This is a genomic window from Paraburkholderia sp. J10-1 (assembly GCF_905220165.1).
Classification (GTDB): domain Bacteria; phylum Pseudomonadota; class Gammaproteobacteria; order Burkholderiales; family Burkholderiaceae; genus Paraburkholderia.
In genome coordinates, this window is sequence record NZ_CAJMYW010000004.1 from 208008 (window position 1) to 223400 (window position 15393).

13 protein-coding genes are annotated in these 15393 nt (G+C 66.6%); 1 reads left to right on the top strand and 12 read right to left on the bottom strand.

The window, feature by feature from the left end; translation table 11 throughout:
- Positions 1-111: 111 nt before the first annotated feature.
- On the top strand, positions 112-1518 hold the full coding sequence (locus U5A65_RS16090; RefSeq protein WP_321946795.1) for a DUF308 domain-containing protein: 1407 nt from the start codon (positions 112-114) through the stop codon (positions 1516-1518).
- 19 nt (positions 1519-1537) lie between these two features.
- On the opposite strand, the gene U5A65_RS16095 is transcribed toward U5A65_RS16090, so the two are convergent.
- The 12 genes from U5A65_RS16095 to U5A65_RS16150 form a co-directional block, all read right to left on the bottom strand.
- Positions 1538-2560 carry an XdhC family protein gene (locus U5A65_RS16095; RefSeq protein ID WP_321907387.1) on the bottom strand — a complete coding sequence of 341 codons (1023 nt, stop codon included), beginning with the start codon at positions 2558-2560 and terminating at the stop codon, positions 1538-1540.
- A complete protein-coding gene (locus U5A65_RS16100; protein ID WP_321907389.1) occupies positions 2533-3105 on the bottom strand; it encodes a carbon monoxide dehydrogenase subunit G in 573 nt (190 codons plus the stop codon). The genes U5A65_RS16095 and U5A65_RS16100 overlap by 28 nt, the downstream gene beginning before the upstream one ends.
- Complete coding sequence (locus U5A65_RS16105; protein WP_321946796.1) at positions 3096-4328, bottom strand: VWA domain-containing protein; 1233 nt, start codon at positions 4326-4328, stop codon at positions 3096-3098. Before U5A65_RS16105 ends, U5A65_RS16100 begins: the two co-directional genes overlap by 10 nt.
- 5 nt (positions 4329-4333) lie before the next feature.
- Positions 4334-5221, bottom strand: coding sequence for a MoxR family ATPase (locus tag U5A65_RS16110; protein ID WP_321946797.1), 888 nt, complete (start codon positions 5219-5221; stop codon positions 4334-4336).
- A 78-nt stretch (positions 5222-5299) separates the two neighbouring features.
- Positions 5300-6097 (bottom strand): xanthine dehydrogenase family protein subunit M, encoded by a 798-nt coding sequence (locus tag U5A65_RS16115; protein ID WP_321946798.1) that lies wholly within the window; start codon positions 6095-6097, stop codon positions 5300-5302.
- 13 nt (positions 6098-6110) lie between these two features.
- Entirely contained in the window at positions 6111-8501 is a 2391-nt protein-coding gene (locus U5A65_RS16120; RefSeq protein WP_321907395.1) for a xanthine dehydrogenase family protein molybdopterin-binding subunit, read from the bottom strand.
- 14 nt (positions 8502-8515) lie between these two features.
- Positions 8516-9013, bottom strand: coding sequence for a (2Fe-2S)-binding protein (locus tag U5A65_RS16125; RefSeq protein WP_321907397.1), 498 nt, complete (start codon positions 9011-9013; stop codon positions 8516-8518).
- Between the two features lie 436 nt (positions 9014-9449).
- Positions 9450-10868 (bottom strand): amino acid permease, encoded by a 1419-nt coding sequence (locus U5A65_RS16130; RefSeq protein ID WP_321907399.1) that lies wholly within the window; start codon positions 10866-10868, stop codon positions 9450-9452.
- Positions 10869-11168: 300 nt separating this feature from the next.
- Entirely contained in the window at positions 11169-11825 is a 657-nt protein-coding gene (rqpR, locus tag U5A65_RS16135; protein WP_321907401.1) for a response regulator transcription factor RqpR, read from the bottom strand.
- Positions 11822-12787: a sensor histidine kinase gene (locus U5A65_RS16140; protein WP_321934432.1), complete on the bottom strand. Its 966-nt coding sequence runs from the start codon at positions 12785-12787 to the stop codon at positions 11822-11824. The genes rqpR and U5A65_RS16140 overlap by 4 nt, the downstream gene beginning before the upstream one ends.
- Before the next feature lie 417 nt (positions 12788-13204).
- The gene (locus tag U5A65_RS16145) at positions 13205-13975 is read right to left on the bottom strand and encodes a ferredoxin--NADP reductase (RefSeq protein WP_321907404.1); all 771 of its coding nucleotides are present in this window, start codon (positions 13973-13975) and stop codon (positions 13205-13207) included.
- A gap of 660 nt (positions 13976-14635) precedes the next feature.
- On the bottom strand, positions 14636-15280 hold the full coding sequence (locus tag U5A65_RS16150) for a LysE family translocator (RefSeq protein ID WP_158756696.1): 645 nt from the start codon (positions 15278-15280) through the stop codon (positions 14636-14638).
- Positions 15281-15393: the final 113 nt, after the last annotated feature.

Sequence of the window (15393 nt, forward strand, 5' to 3'; positions counted from 1 at the left end):
GTCGCGGCCCGCAGTTTTTTTGGGGGCGCGTAGTCGCGTGCACGCTTGTGGCGATCCCTCGCCGCACGGCAGTACGATGCGTTTTCGTAACGCGGCATCCGGAGACGGACGATGGTGCGGATCATGATGATCCTGCTGGGCGTGGAGTATCTGCGCGAGCGCTGGCGCGGCGTGATGGCCGTGGGCGTGATGAGCGCGCTCGTGGGCGCGGCGCTCTTTATCGACGCACTCGACGGCGTGCTGTATTTCCATATCGCGCCGTTCGCGTGGCTGCTGCTGATCGAAGGCCTCGCCACGCTCGCGGTGGCATGGACCGGCATGGGCGGCCAGCGCACGCTGCGCTATGTGAAGGGCTTCGGTTTTTGCATCACGGCGGTGCTCGTGCTCTCGGGCTACCGGCACGCGTCGTTCATCATTTCGATGGTGTTCGCCACGCTCTTTCTCGCCGATGGCCTGCTGCAGATCGCGTCGGCCTGGGTCGTGCGCTATCGCACGTGGCGTCTCGCGCTGGCGGGCGGCGCGCTGCAGATCGCCATCGCCATCTTTCTCTACCAGCCTTATCCCACGCACTACAAGGGCACCGTGCCGTACTGCCTCGGGCTCATTCTGATGTTCGCGGGCTGGAACCTGCTGCTGCTCGCGTTGCGCGCGCGCCGGCTTGCCGTGAATCCGGCGGCGGCGCAGGGCGGCGCGGCAGCGCTCGTGGCGAGCGCGGTGGGCGCGGCGAATGCGGCCAAAGGCCAGGCGCAGAGACTCGCACAAACCGTGTTCGACGGGCCGCCTGCGCCGCACGAGCACGCGCTCACGGTACATGTGTGGACGCCAGTGGGCACCTCAAGAGCCGAGGCTCGGCGCCAGCCGCTCATCGACCGTTATATTGCCGCCGTCGATCGCGATGGCGTGATTTCCACGGGGCACGCCGCGCTCGAATCGCCCGAGCGCGTGTACATCAGCCTCTATCCGGCCGTGGAAATCGATCGTTCTCCCGATGAATTCACGCGCACGCTGCGCGCGACCCGCGAGAACGACGTGCCGGGCCTTTTCCAGCCCGACTACGTAACGGAGTCGCAGGCGTGGTGTCCGTCCACGCGTCAGGTGCGCATTCGCAACTACGATCCGCTTCGGCTGGAAAGCTTCTGGCAGCGCTATCGCGAGGACACGACCTATAACCTCACGCACCGCAATTGCTCGAGCACGGTTTCGCACGCGCTGGAGGCGGCGCTCGAAGGCGCGACGCCGCGTGTGTGGGGCCACGGGTGGCTCGCGTTCGCGCGCATGCTCACGACGCCGGAGCTATGGGTGGCGGCGCAGGTGCGCAAACGCGGCCAGACAATGGCGTGGACGCCGGGACTCACGCTCGACTACGCTCGCGCGCTGAGCATGCTGGCGGACCCGCGTCCTTCGGGATGGACGCGCATGCTCAGATCGCTGCGCGCGCGGATGTTAAGACGGGAGCGCAGGCACGAGCGCGAGCGCAAGCACGAGGCCGATCGCGACGGGCGCTCGCCTCACGCGTGAAGCTACCAACAAACCGGCCTCACACGTCGCACGTCGATCCCGCACCCGCGGCATGTTCGCGCGCGGCCTTGGCGCCTTCCACCTGGAGAATGGTCGGCAGGGACACACCGTTCTTCGCCGCCGTGACTTCCGCGAGGATCGACACTGCGATCTCCGGCGGCGTGCGGCTGCCGATGTAAATGCCCACCGGGCCATGCAGCCGCGCGAGTTCCGCTTCGCTCAGGTCGAACTCCTTGAGCCGCTCGCGCCGCGCTGCATTGTTGCGCCGCGAGCCCAGCGCGCCCACGTAGAACGCGGGCGTCTTGAGCGCTTCCATTAGCGCGAGGTCGTCGAGCTTGGGGTCGTGCGTGAGTGCGATCACGGCGCAGCGTTCGTCGAGCTTCATGTCGAGCACGGTGTCGTCGGGCATGGTGCGCACGAGCGCCGTGCCGGGCACGTCCCAGATGTCGGTGTATTCCTCGCGCGGGTCGCACACGGTCACCTGGTAGTCGAGCCCCACCGCGATCTGGCAAAGATAGCGCGAGAGCTGCCCCGCGCCGATCACCAGCATGCGGTAGCGCGGGCCGTGAATCGTGAGCAGACGCGCGTCGTCGAAGTCCACGCCATCGGTCGCTTTTGCGGGGCCGAGCGTGGCGCGACCGGTCGCCATATCGAGTGTGCGCGCAACCAGATCGCCGCGCTCGACGGTTTCAAGCAGTTCGCGAATGCCCGAGGCCTCCGAGAGCGGTTCGAGCACGAGCTGGATCGTGCCGCCGCATGGCAGTCCGAAACGATGCGCCTCTTCGGCCGTGATGCCGTACTTCACCGCCTCGGGTCTGGCGATCGTGACGCCTTCGCGGCGCACGCGGTCGATCAGATCGTCCTCGATGCAGCCGCCCGAAACGGAGCCGACCACGTGGCCATCGTCTCGCACCACGAGCATCGCGCCCTCGGGGCGCGGCGACGAGCCCCACGTTTTCACCACTGTCACCAGCAACGCGCGGTGCCCTGCGTCGAGCCAGTTCACGCTGGATTTCAGGACTTCGAGATCCACGCTGTCCATGATCGTTTCCTCTTCGGTGTTTCCTCTGCGCTTTCGCCTTGCTGTTCGCCTTCTGCGTCGCTTCCGGCAGGCGTCGCCGCTTCGTCGGTATTGTGCTGCGCATCGCCGCCGAGCTGTTCCCCGAAACGCTTGAAAAACTCGCCTGCGATCTTGCGCGCCGCGCCGTCCACGAGGCGCGAGCCGATCTGGGCGAGCTTGCCGCCCACCTGGGCGTTCGCGGTGTACGTGAGCGTGGTCGACTCGTCGCCGGCGGATTCGAGCTTCACGTGCGCGTCGCCCTTGCCGAAGCCCGCTGCGCCGCCCTGGCCCTCGAAAACGATCGTATAGCTGTTCGGTGCTTCGATGTCGGCGAGCTGCATGCGGCCCTTGAAGCGCGCCTTCACCGGACCCACGGCGGCGGTCAGCGCGACGGCGTAGGCGTTCTCGCCATCGGCTTCGATGCTTTCGCAGCCCGGTATGCACGCCTTGAGGATCGCCGTGTCGTTGAGCGCTTCCCAGGCGCGCTGTTGCGGCACCGGCAGCGTGTGGCTTTCAGTCAACTCCATCGTGTGTCTCCTTGCGTACGTGCAACCGGCGCGGCTTCGCACAGGCTGCGCGCGAACGCTTCGAGGCTGTCGAGATTGTGGACGGGGTAATGCGCGTCGACGTGCGGCAGCATTGCCTGCACGCCGCGCGCTTTGGGGGTGAAATCGCGGTAGCGCAAGAGCGGATTGAGCCAGGTCACGCGGTGCGCGAAGCGGTGCAGGCGCGCCATCTCCTCGCCGAGCAGGCTGCATTCATCGTGATCGAGCCCGTCGGTGACGATCAGCACCGTCGCGCGGCCGCCGAGCATGCGGCGCGCCCAGCGGCGGTTGAATTCGGCCAGCGTCGCGCCGATGCGCGTGCCGCCCGACCAGTCCGCAACCTGAGTGGCGAGCTGCGCAAGCGCGACATCGGGGTCGCGTTCGCGCAGCGCGCGCGTGGCGTGCGTGAGGCGCGTGCCGAACAGAAACACCTGCAGGCGTTCGCGCGATTGCAATAACGCGTGGCAGAAGTAGAGCACCGCGCGCGAATAGCTGCTCATGGAGCCCGAAATGTCGAGCAGCAGCACGAGCGGCAGCTTGCGCTCCACGGGCGCGCGATATTTCCACACCGTCCAGTCGCCGCCCGCGCGCACCGCGTGGCGCGCGCTCGCGCGCAAATCGGCATGCGTGCCGTGCGACGATGCCTTCAGGCGCCGCGTGCGTTCCGTGGCGAGCGGCAGGCGGCGCGCGCGGATCAGGTGGCGCAGCGCGCGCCATTCGTCGGCGGAAAGCGTGTCGAAGTCGCGCTGGCGCAGGCGTTCTTCGGCGCTGAACGTGGCGTGCGCGCGCAATTCATGTTCTTCGTGCGAGGGCGGCGGCTTCGCGCCGGGGCGTGCGGCCGGGCGTGCGGCGAGCGCGTCGGCGAGGCGGTTGTTGCGGCGCGGCGGCGGCACGCCGCCTTGCACCTTCGGTAACAAGAGCGCGCGCAGCTTGCCTTCGAAATCGGGATCGCGCCAGAAGAGGGCGAAGGCGGCGTCGAAGATCTCGCGCTCGTCGGGCGCGCTCGTGAGGAGCGCGGCGAGCGCCGCATGCACGTCGTCGCGGCGGCCGAGGTCGATATGGCGCAGCGCTTCGATCGCGTCGACGGCGCGCGACGGCGACATCGGCAGGCCCGCGCCGCGCAGCACGCGCACGAAATGCACGACGTTGCGCGCGAACGTGGGCAGGGTGTTGATCGAGGCGGTTTCGTTCGCGGCTGCGGACATCGTGCTCACTCCGCGAGCGCGAGCGTTTGCGCGATGCGTTGCGCGTCGAGCTGAGCGAGGTCGTCCTGATACTTCAGCAGCACGCCCAGCGTGTCCTGCACCGATTGCGGATCGAGTTCCGTCACGGCGAGCGCGGAAAGCGCGCGGCACCAGTCGATCGTTTCGGCAATGCCGGGCGCCTTGAAAAGGTCCATGGTGCGCAATTGATGCACGAACGCCACGGCGCGATGCTGCAATTCCGGGGCGGTTTCAGGCGCGCGCGCAGCCACGATCGCGAGTTCGCGCGCGCGGTCGGGGTAGCCGAGCCATTGATAAAGACAGCGCCGCTTGAGCGCGTCGTGCACTTCGCGCGTGCGGTTCGAGGTGATGATGACAAGCGGCGGCGTACTCGCGCGCACGGTGCCGTACTCGGGAATCGATACCTGGAAGTCCGAAAGGAGTTCGAGCAGGAAAGCTTCGAACGGCTCGTCGGCACGGTCGATTTCGTCGATCAGCAGCACGCGGCGTGCAGAAGGGTTCTGCGGATCGGGTTGCAGGGACTGCAGCAGCGGGCGCTTCAACAGAAATTCGTCGCGGTAAAGCGTGTCGTTGCGTGGCTTTTCGCCGGCGGCTTCGGCAAGACGCAGCGCCATGATCTGGCGCGGGTAGTCCCACTCGTACAGCGCGCTTGCCGTGTCGAGCCCTTCGTAGCATTGCAGGCGCAAAACCGTCGTGCCGAGCATCGCCGCGGCGGCCTTCGCGAGTTCGGTCTTGCCCACGCCCGGCTCGCCTTCCAGAAAGAGCGGACGCTCCATGCGCAGCGCGAGAAAGAGCGCCGTGGCGAGCTCGCGGCTCGCGAAATAGCCGCGCGCTTCGAGCTGCGCGAGGGTGTCGTCGATCGAGGCGGATTGCATGAGTCTGTCGTGCTGGCGCGGATCAAAGGCGGCGAGCGCTTCCGTGCAAAAGAGGAAGCGCTCGCCCTCGAGACAAGCCTAGCCGTTGGCCTTCGCCACCGCGCGCGCCGCGAGCACCGGTATGAGGTGCGCGCGATACGCCGCGCTCGCGTGCAGGTCGGTGTTGAGGTCGTCGTCGGCGACTTTTACCGCGCGTGCGGCTTCTGGCGCGAAGTTCGTCTTCAGCGCGCTTTCCAGCGCGCCTTCGCGGAACACCGAAGATCCGGCGCCCGTGACCGCCACACGCACCTCGCCGGGGTATTTCGCGACGAACACGCCCGTGAGCGCGAAGTGCGAGGCCGGATTGCAAAACTTCTCGTAGGCCGCGCGTTCGGGCACCTGGAATTCGACGGACACAATCAGCTCGTCGGGCTCCAGCGCCGTTTCGTACATGCCGAGGAAGAAGTCGTCGGCCGCGATGCGCCGCCGGTCCGTCACCACCGTCGCGTTCAACGCGAGCACCGCAGCCGGATAATCGGCGGCGGGGTCGTCGTTCGCGAGCGAGCCGCCGAGCGTGCCGAGCGCGCGCACCTGGCGGTCGCCGATCATGCCCGCGAGGTCCGCGAGCGCCGGCAGCGCGTTGCGGATCTGCGCATTTTCGGCGACGTCGGCATGGCACACGGCCGCGCCTATCTTCACCACCTTGCCGTCCACCTGCACGGCTTTGAGCTCGGGAATGCGGGTGACATCCACGAGCGTGGTGGGCTGCGCGAGGCGCAGCTTCATCGCCGCGAGCAGGCTCTGGCCGCCGCCGAGGAATTTAGCGTCGGCATCGGCCGCGAGGGCTTTCACGGCGCCTTGCGCGTCAGTCGCGCGCTGATAGTCGAATGCGTACATGGAGCGCCTCCGCTCAAGGTTGTGAAGTGGCCTGCGCGGCCTGGATCGCTTGCCATACCCGATGCGGCGTGGCCGGCATCTGCAGGTCCTTCACGCCTAACGGCGAGAGTGCGTCCAGAATCGCGTTGATGACGGCGGGCGGCGAGCCGATCGCGCCGGCTTCGCCGCAGCCCTTCACGCCAAGCGGATTGTGCGTGCACGGCGTGCCTTTCGCGGTTTCCACCGTGTACGAAGGCACATCCGACGCGTGCGGCATCGCATAGTCCATGTACGAACCCGAGAGCAGCTGGCCGCTTTCGTTGTCGTACACGCACTGTTCGAGCATCGCCTGGCCGATGCCTTGGCCCAGGCCCCCATGCACCTGGCCTTCGACGATCATCGGATTGATGACGTTGCCGAAGTCGTCGACGGCGGTGAAGCGTTCGATGCGCGTTTCGCCCGTCTCGGGATCGACTTCGACTTCGCAGAGATACGCGCCCGACGGATACGTGAAGTTGGTCGGGTCGTAGAACGCGCTTTCGTCGAGGCCCGGTTCGAGCGTCTCCAGCGGATAGTTGTGCGGCACGTACGCGGCCAGCGAGATTTCCGCAAAGGTCTTCGTGCGGTCGGTGCCCGCCACGCGGAATACGCCGTCGACGAACTCGATGTCCTCCACGCCCGCTTCGAGCATATGCGCGGCGATCTTCTTCGCCTTCGCTTCGATCTTGTCGAGCGCCTTCATGATGGCCGAGCCGCCCACCGAGATCGAGCGCGAGCCGTAGGTGCCCATGCCGAACGGAATGCGGCCGGTGTCGCCATGCACGATCTCGACCTGCTCGATCGGCACGCCTAATCGATCGGATACGACCTGCGCGAATGTTGTCTCGTGGCCTTGGCCGTGGCTGTGCGAGCCCGTGAACACCGTGACGGAACCGGTTGGGTTCACGCGGACCTCGCCCGCTTCGAACAGGCCCGCACGCGCGCCAAGCGCGCCGGCGATGTTCGATGGCGCGAGCCCGCACGCCTCGATGTAGCACGAGTAGCCCAGACCGCGCAGCAAGCCTCGCGCCTTCGATGCGTCGCGGCGCGCCGCGAAGCCCTTGACGTCGGCGAGTTCGAGCGCGCGTCCGAGGCATGCTTCGTAGTCGCCTGTGTCATAGGTAAGGCCCACAGGCGTGGCATACGGGAAGCTCGTGATGAAGTTGCGGCGGCGGATCTCGGCGCGATCGATGTTCATCTCGCGTGCGGCCGTTTCCACGAGACGCTCGACCACGTAGGTGGCTTCCGGGCGCCCTGCGCCGCGATACGCATCCACCGGCACCGTGTTCGTGAACACGGCTTTCACTTCTGCGTAAATCGCGGGCGTGGTGTACTGGCCCGCGAGCAGCGTGGCGTAGAGAATGGTCGGCACGCTGGAAGCGAACGTCGAGAGATACGCGCCCATGTTCGCCGTGGTGTGCACGCGCATGGCGAGGAACTTGCCGTCCTTGTCGAGCGCGAGTTCGGCTTTGGTGACGTGGTCGCGGCCGTGTGCGTCGGATACGAAGGACTCCGATCGTTCGGCGGTCCACTTCACCGGACGGCGGATTTTCTTCGCGGCCCACGTGAGCGCAACATCTTCGGCATACAGAAAGATCTTCGAGCCAAAGCCGCCGCCCACGTCGGGCGCGACGATGCGCAGCTTCGTTTCGGGCAGCCCGAGCACGAACGCGGCCATGAGCAGGCGCTCGACGTGCGGGTTCTGGTTGGACACGTACACGGTGTAGCTGTCGTCGTGCTGCGAGTAGCTCGCGTTCACGGCGCGCGGCTCGATGGCGTTTGGAATGAGCCGGTTGTTGACGATGTCGAGCGTCGTTACGTGCGCGGCCTGTGCGAACGCGGCGTCGGTCGCGGCCTTGTCGCCGTGGCCCCACGTGTAGCAGGTGTTGTTCGCCACGCCGTCGTGCACGAGCGGTTGGCCCGCGTCGGCTGCGTGCGCCGTGTCGACGATGGCCGGCAGCTCTTCGTAATCGACTTCGATCAGTTCAGCGGCGTCCTTCGCGGCCTTGACCGAATCGGCGATCACGAGTGCGACCTGGTCGCCCACGTGGCGCGCTTTCTCGTGCGCGATCACAGGATGCGGCGGCTCGTTCATTGGCGTGCCGTCGATGCTGTGGATGAGCCAGCCGCACGGCAGGCCGCCCACGTTTTCCGCCGCGAGGTCCGCGCCGGTGAAAACGGCAACGACGCCGGGCGCGGCCTTTGCCGCGTTGGTGTCGATGCTCTTGATGCGCGCGTGCGCGTGCGGCGAGCGCACGAACACCGCGTAGGTTTGTGCGGGCAGCACGACGTCGTCGGTGTACTGGCCTACACCGGTGAGGAAGCGGTAGTCTTCCTTGCGCTTCACGGGCGCGCCGATCATGCGATTGGGTTCGGGTGCGTTCATGGTGGCCTCCCGAGTCACGCCGTCGTGGCGGCAGCGGTTGCGCCCGCGCGCATTTCCTGCGCGCCCGCGACCACGGCCTTCACGATGTTGTGATAGCCCGTACAGCGGCAGAAGTTGCCGTCCAGGCCTTCGCGCACGTCCGCTTCGGTGAGGTCGGGCTTGTCGGCGGCGAGCGCGGTCGCGCACATCACCATGCCAGGCGTGCAGAAACCGCATTGCAGGCCGTGGCATTCGCGGAACGCGGCCTGCATCGGATGCAGCGTGCCGTTTTTCGCGAGGCCTTCGATCGTCGTCACTTCCATGCCGTCGCACTGCACGGCGAGCTGGTTGCACGACTTGATCGCGCGGCCGTTCAGGTGGACAGTGCAGGCCCCGCATTGCGCCGTGTCGCAGCCGACGTGCGTGCCGGTGAGACGCTGCTGTTCGCGCAGGAACTGGACGAGGAGCGTGTGGGGTTCGACCTCGGCGGTCACGGGCGCGCCGTTGACCGTGAGGCTAATACTGATCGTCATTGATTGTCTCCAATGTCGACCGGAGCCGGTGCTGCGCGTGACTCCGGTCCCATACCATGTGATGGGATAGAGACCTGCCTGGGCCCGCTTTTTTACACTGAATCGACCGCCATAACCGCCCGCAATCGAACTTGCCCGTCTCACGCATTGCGCCTCATTGCGCGCGCAACGCATGCCGCCGCGCAAAACGCGCGAGGCGATTCGGGCGAGTGGAACAAGTGCGGGTGGAGCGGAATCGGGGTCCGGCTGGTGCCTTGCTGTTCAGTGAAGCCTGGGGGTGACGCCCGGACAGTAAAGCACACTTTGCTGAATTCCGCTGCGCGGGGTTTTACCCTCCAGAATGCTTGCGAAGCGCGTAAAAAAACGGCCCGCCTCGATGACTCGGGGCGGGCCGTTTGCGTTGCAGTGCAGCGATTAAAGCAGGATCACGCGCTGATCAATCGTGATGCACCGACTCGTGCGGTGCATGCGCGAGGCGCGAATGCCGGCGCGAATAGCCGAAGTAGACGATCAGGCCGAAGCCGGTCCAGACGAGGAACGCAACCCACGTGAGCGGCTGGAGGTTGATCATGAGAAAGAGGCACGAGGCCACCGCGAGAATCGGCACCACGGGCACGCCCGGGCAGCGGAACGCGCGCGGCAGGTGCGGGTGGGTCTTGCGCAGCACGAGCACGGCGATCGACACCATCGAGAACGCGGCGAGCGTGCCGATGTTGATGAGTTCGGCCAGCACGTTCAGCGGCACGAGCGCGCCGATCAAACCGAAGAAAATGCCCACGAGCCAGGTCGTGAAGAACGGCGTGGCGAAGCGCGGGTGCACCTTCGACAGTTTGGCGGGCAAGAGGCCGTCGCGCGACATCGCGTAGATGATGCGGGTCTGGCCGTAGCTCATCACGAGGATCACGGTGAGCATGCCGAGCACGGCGCCGAGATCGATGAAGCCCGCAACCCAGTTTTCACCCACCACCTGCAGCGCGAACGAGACCGGGTGGCCAACATGGGCGAAGCGCGGCGACGGCACGATGCCGGTCACGACCGCCGCCACGGCGACGTACAGCACCGCGCACACGGCGAGCGAGGCGATGATGCCGATAGGCAGATCGCGCTTGGGGTTCTTCACCTCCTCGGCGGCGGAAGACACCGAGTCGAAGCCGATGAACGCGAAGAACATCACGGCCGCGGCGCCGAACACGCCGCGCCAGCCGTTGGGCATGAACGGATGCCAGTTCGCGGGGGTGACGTGGAACACGCCCACGGCGATCACGAGCAGCACCACGGTCACCTTGATCGCCACCATGATGTTGTTGATGCGGGTGGATTCGCGCACGCCCACGGAGAGGAGCGCCGTGATCGCCATCATCACGAGGAAGGCGGGCAGGTTGAAGAGCGTGTGCACGCCGGGCACGGCGCCGGGTGCGGCCGTGAGCGCCGCGGGCAGCGTGAGGCCGAAGCCGGAGAGCAGCGACTGCAGGTAGCCCGACCAGCCCACCGAGACCGCCGAAGTGGCGAGCCCGTACTCGAGCATCAGGTCCCAGCCGATCACCCACGCGGCCAGTTCGCCGAGCGTGGCGTACGAGTAGGTGTAGATCGAGCCGGCCACGGGAATGGTCGAGGCGAACTCGGCGTAGGCGAGCGCGGCGAAGCAGCAGGCCACCGCCGCGAACAGGAACGAGAGCATGAGGGCCGGGCCGGCCTGCACGGCGCCCGTGCCGGTCAGCACGAAAATGCCGGTGCCGATGATCGCGCCGATGCCGAGAAAGGTGAGGTCGAGCGCGCCGAGTGCTTTTTTCAGGCCGGCGCCCTTGGCGCTCGCCTGCAGCATGTGTTCGACGTTCTTCTTGCGAAAGAGGGACATTTGGCGGGGAACTCCACGTAAAACGCGCGAAGGCGAGGAACCGGCGCGGTGGGTCGACCCACCCCCGCCTTCGCCGGCTTCGCGTGCCGGATGTCTGGGGGAAACCCTAAATTTTAGCGGATGTACTGTGGGAGACCGGTTGAGCAGGGTCGCAAACGTACGTTTTGCGCGGACGATTCCGCCGCAAACCGGGACGCGCGAGCGCGATCCTTGCCGGGAGCCGCGCAAACGGCGAATTTCATTTCCGGATCAACGGGTTGTGGCGAGAAGGCAGCCTTGATGCCGCCATGTCGGCTGGGATCAGGCGCTGACGGTAGGCGAGAGGTCGACGAGCCGGTTGCTCATCACGTAGAAGGTCAGCTCGGCGTTGTTGGTGAGCTTCATTTTTTCGAGCAGGCGCGTGCGGTAGACGCTCACCGTCTTCACCGAAAGCGAGAGCGCGTGCGCGATGTCGGTGAGACGTTTGCCTGAGGCGAGCATGCACAGCGTCTGGTATTCGCGGTCGGAGAGCTTCTCGTGCGGCAGTTGTTCGCCGTCCACCAGCACGTAGTCGGCGAGTGCTTCGGCCATGGCCGGGCTCACGTACTTGCGGCCCGCGGCGACCTGCTGGATCGCCCCGATCATCTGCGCGGCGTCCACGGTCTTCGAGAGATAGCCCGCTGCACCCGCCTTGAGCGCGCGCACCGCGTATTGATCCTCGCGATACATCGAGAACATCAGCACCGGCACGCGCGGCGCCTTTTTCTTGGCGCGCTTGAGCACCTCCACGCCGTTCATGTCCGGCAGCGAGATGTCGAGCAGGACCACGTCGCACACATGCTTCGCGATCGCGGCGAGCGCTTCGGCGCCCGTTTGCGCCTCGATGACCTCGGTGGCGATGCCGCGGTCGAGCAGCAGCTGGCGAACGCCCTGGCGCACGACGGCATGGTCGTCGACGAGCAGGATGCGATGGGTCATGAGCGGGCGCCTTCTTTCATAAGGAGGGGCGAGGCGGAATGGGAGACGGCAAGCAGCGCGTCCCAGGCAAAGCGCGCGCGCACGGTCGTGCCGCGCTGGGGGGCTTCGTGCTGTGCGCCGTCGTGAACCGCGCGCGCGAGGCCGCCCTTGACGGCGCGCAGCGAGCCGCCGAAGGCGGCGCAGCGCTCGCGCATGCCGGCGAGGCCGTAGTGACCGGAGCGGGCGTCGCGCTTTTCGGTGCTGCCGTCGTTCTGACCGTACGCCGGGTTGCGGCGCGTGCGGCCGGCGCTGCGCACGAGGCCGATGCCGTCGTCGGCGACGGTGAGCGTGAGGTGGCGCGCGGTGCTTTCGAGCCGCACCTCGGCGCACGTGGCCTGCGCGTGGCGCGCCACGTTGGCGAGCGCTTCCTGGGCGACCCGGAACACGGCGAGCGCGGCCTCGGCAGGCAGACGCGCGAGGCGCGCGTCGTCGCTGGCGTTGGCCACGCGGGCGGCGAGGCCCGTGCGCGCGGCGAAGCCTCGCACCCAGCCCGAGAGCGCGGGGGCAAGGCCCGCATCGAGTTGCGGCGCGTGCAGGCCGTCTAGCACGTGGCGCATCGCGCCAGTCGCGGCTTCGAGCGAGCGGGCCACGAGCGCGAGCGCCTCGGCGCATTGCGGCGGGGCGTTGGCGGGCAGCCAGGTGTGAACGTTGGCGAGCGCGAAGTGCGTGGCGGCGAGCTCCGCGCCAACGCTGTCGTGCAGGTCGCGCGCGAGACGGTGGCGCGCGGCTTCGTCGGCGTGAATGGATTGGGCGGCGCTGCGGTGGGACAGCGTCCTGTCGAGGTCTTCGAGCGCGGCCACCGTGGCCGCTTCGTCGGCGGCGGACCATGCGAGGAAAGCGAGAACGTCGACGCCATGAGCGGCGCGCGGCGCATCGCCGGCAGGCGTGCGCGCGTTCGGCGCGGCATATCTCGACGTTTCCATCCATCCCCCGTTCAGGAACCGGTTCCTGCTGTCAGACATCCGTCGGTATTGGACTCTCCGGCGTGACGGCAAACAGCACGGCGCAGCGTAACGAAATTTACAACCAGTAACAACCTGGCTCTGCCCCTGGACACGGTGCAGTGTATCCAATGTTGCGCTGCGATAATATCTTAAAAATAAAAAAACTTCAGGCTGGACAAGGGTTAGCGACAAAACCTCAGGTGTAGCATGAGGTCGCATGTCTTTGTCATGTAGGAAAAATACTGACAGGAAAGGTATCGTATTTGTGTGACAACTGTAACTGCCTTCTCGGCAAATCCCCGACAAAATAAGGGGCCAAATTAAAGCGCGCGGGCGAAAAAAAACCGGAGCGCAAGGCTCCGGTTTTTCGAGTCGCGGGCGACGAGGGCGCGGCGCTCAGCCGACGAACGCCTTTTCCACCACGTAGTGCCCCGGCTCGTTGTTGCTGCCTTCCTTGAGGCCGGCCTGTTCGAGCAGCTCGACGGTGTCGCGCAGCATGTGCGTGCTGCCGCAGAGCATGATGCGGTCGCGCTCCGGCGAGAACGGCGGCAGGTCGAGGTCTTCGAACAGCTTCTTCGTGTCGATCAGCTCGGTGATACGACCGCGGTTGTCGAACACTTCGCGCGTGACGGTCGGGTAATACACGAGCTTCTCGCGCACGATCTCGCCGAGGTATTCGTGCTCGCGCAGCTCTTGGGTGATGAAGTCCTTGTACGCGAGTTCGTCGACGAAACGGCAGGTGTGCGTGAGCACGATCTTGTCGAAGCGGTCGTAGATGTCCGGGTCCTTGATGATCGACATGAACGGGGCGAGGCCCGTGCCAGTCGACAGCATCCATAGCACCTTGCCGGGCAGCAGGTTGTCGGCCACCAGCGTGCCGACGGGCTTCTTGCCGATCAGAACCTTGTCGCCGACCTTCAGATGCTGCAGGCGCGACGTGAGCGGGCCGTCCGGCACCTTGATGCTCAGGAACTCGAGATGCTCTTCATAGTTCGCGCTCGCGAGCGAGTACGCGCGCATCAGCGGCTTGCCGTCCACTTCGAGGCCGACCATCGTGAACTGGCCGTTGTCGAACCGCAGGGCCTGGTCGCGCGTGCAGGTGAAGCTGAAAAGCGTGTCGGTCCAGTGATGGACGCTCAGAACGGTTTCTTCGGTGAATTTGCTCATGGTTCCTGAAGTGCGAAACAAGCGCCGCCTGACTGCGGCGATCCTGCCGGCCTGCTGTCCAGTACAGCGTAGTCTTTGACGATATGCCCGGGACCCGGATGCGCGAGTCCCTGTTGTGTTGCCAGTTCGCTTCGCTGCGAACGAAGCGCAATCCGCTATTTTACCGCGCTCGAGCCGCGAAGACCTGCGTGATCCCGCTCGATCCCGCTTGTCGATCCGCCTGAACCGGGTTGGGTTCCCCAAGCGCTGCAAGGGAGGGTGGCTCGCTGCGGCAGTGTGTGCTGGCTCCCGCACGCGGGCGCACCACGTATCGGCGCGCATCGGCGGGGTCTGCTGGCGACGGCAAAAGGTGGCGGCGGGGTCAGCCGCGCGCTCACGCGGGCCCGCGCTGCATCTTGCCAGGACCCGCGAGAGCAGGTTTGTGCCGCTGGCAACGCGCGCCAGATCCCGATCAGGCGACCGGCGCGTGCGAATTTTCGGCTAGATGATACCGGAAGCTCTGACAGCCCGCAGCATTGACCCTGTTGGCGGGGCAGTTTCGGCGCCACTTTTAGGCGCCGATGCGTGCGTAATGGCGCCATTTTCGACGCTGCAGCAGTGGTGCGGCAGTGCGCCGCGGCGCGTGAAATGCATGAGGCGCGCGAGACCTGTGACCGCGCCCTAGCGGTCGGCCGCGAGCTTCACGCCGAGCCCGATCAGCGCAGCGCCGCAAAACGCGTCGATGGGACGGCGAAGGCGGCGGTAGCCGCGCTGGGTGCGGTCGTCGGCGAACAGGAAGGCGAGGCTGCAATGCCAGCCGAACGACATCGTGGCGACCGTGGCGAGCGCGACACCGTAGAACCACAGCGGCGGGTGCGCCGGAAACACGGCCGCGAACACGCTGGTCCAGAACACGCACGACTTGGGGTTCGTGAGGCAGGTAATGAGTCCGGCGCGCCAGGTGCGCAGCCAGGCGCGCCGGTCGGCAGGCGGCGGCGGTGCGACGACGGCTTGCGCCGCGGCAGCCAGTTCGCGCCGCACGCCCGAGCGCAGCAGCTTGAGCCCGAACCAGACGAGATAGAGCGCACCCGCCACGCGCACGCCGTTGTAGAGCCAGCCAATGTGCTGCAGCACGGCCGCGAAGCCGAGCATGGCGAGCGCCGCCCAGAGTGTGGAGCCCACCCCCACGCCCGCCGCCGACGCTACGCCGAGGCCCCGTCGGCCGGCGAGCGAAAGCTGCGTGACCATGAAGAAGTTCGGGCCTGGGCTGATGAGCGCAAACAGATAGACGACAACGATCTGCAGCAGCGTGGCGAGGTAATGCATCTGAGGACACCTGACGAAACGCGCGGCGCGCGCGACCCGACATCTTAGCGTGGGCTCGCGCGGGCCGCTGGCCGCGATCGGGTGAGTGTCGCGCGGATGCTTCGGCTGGGCGG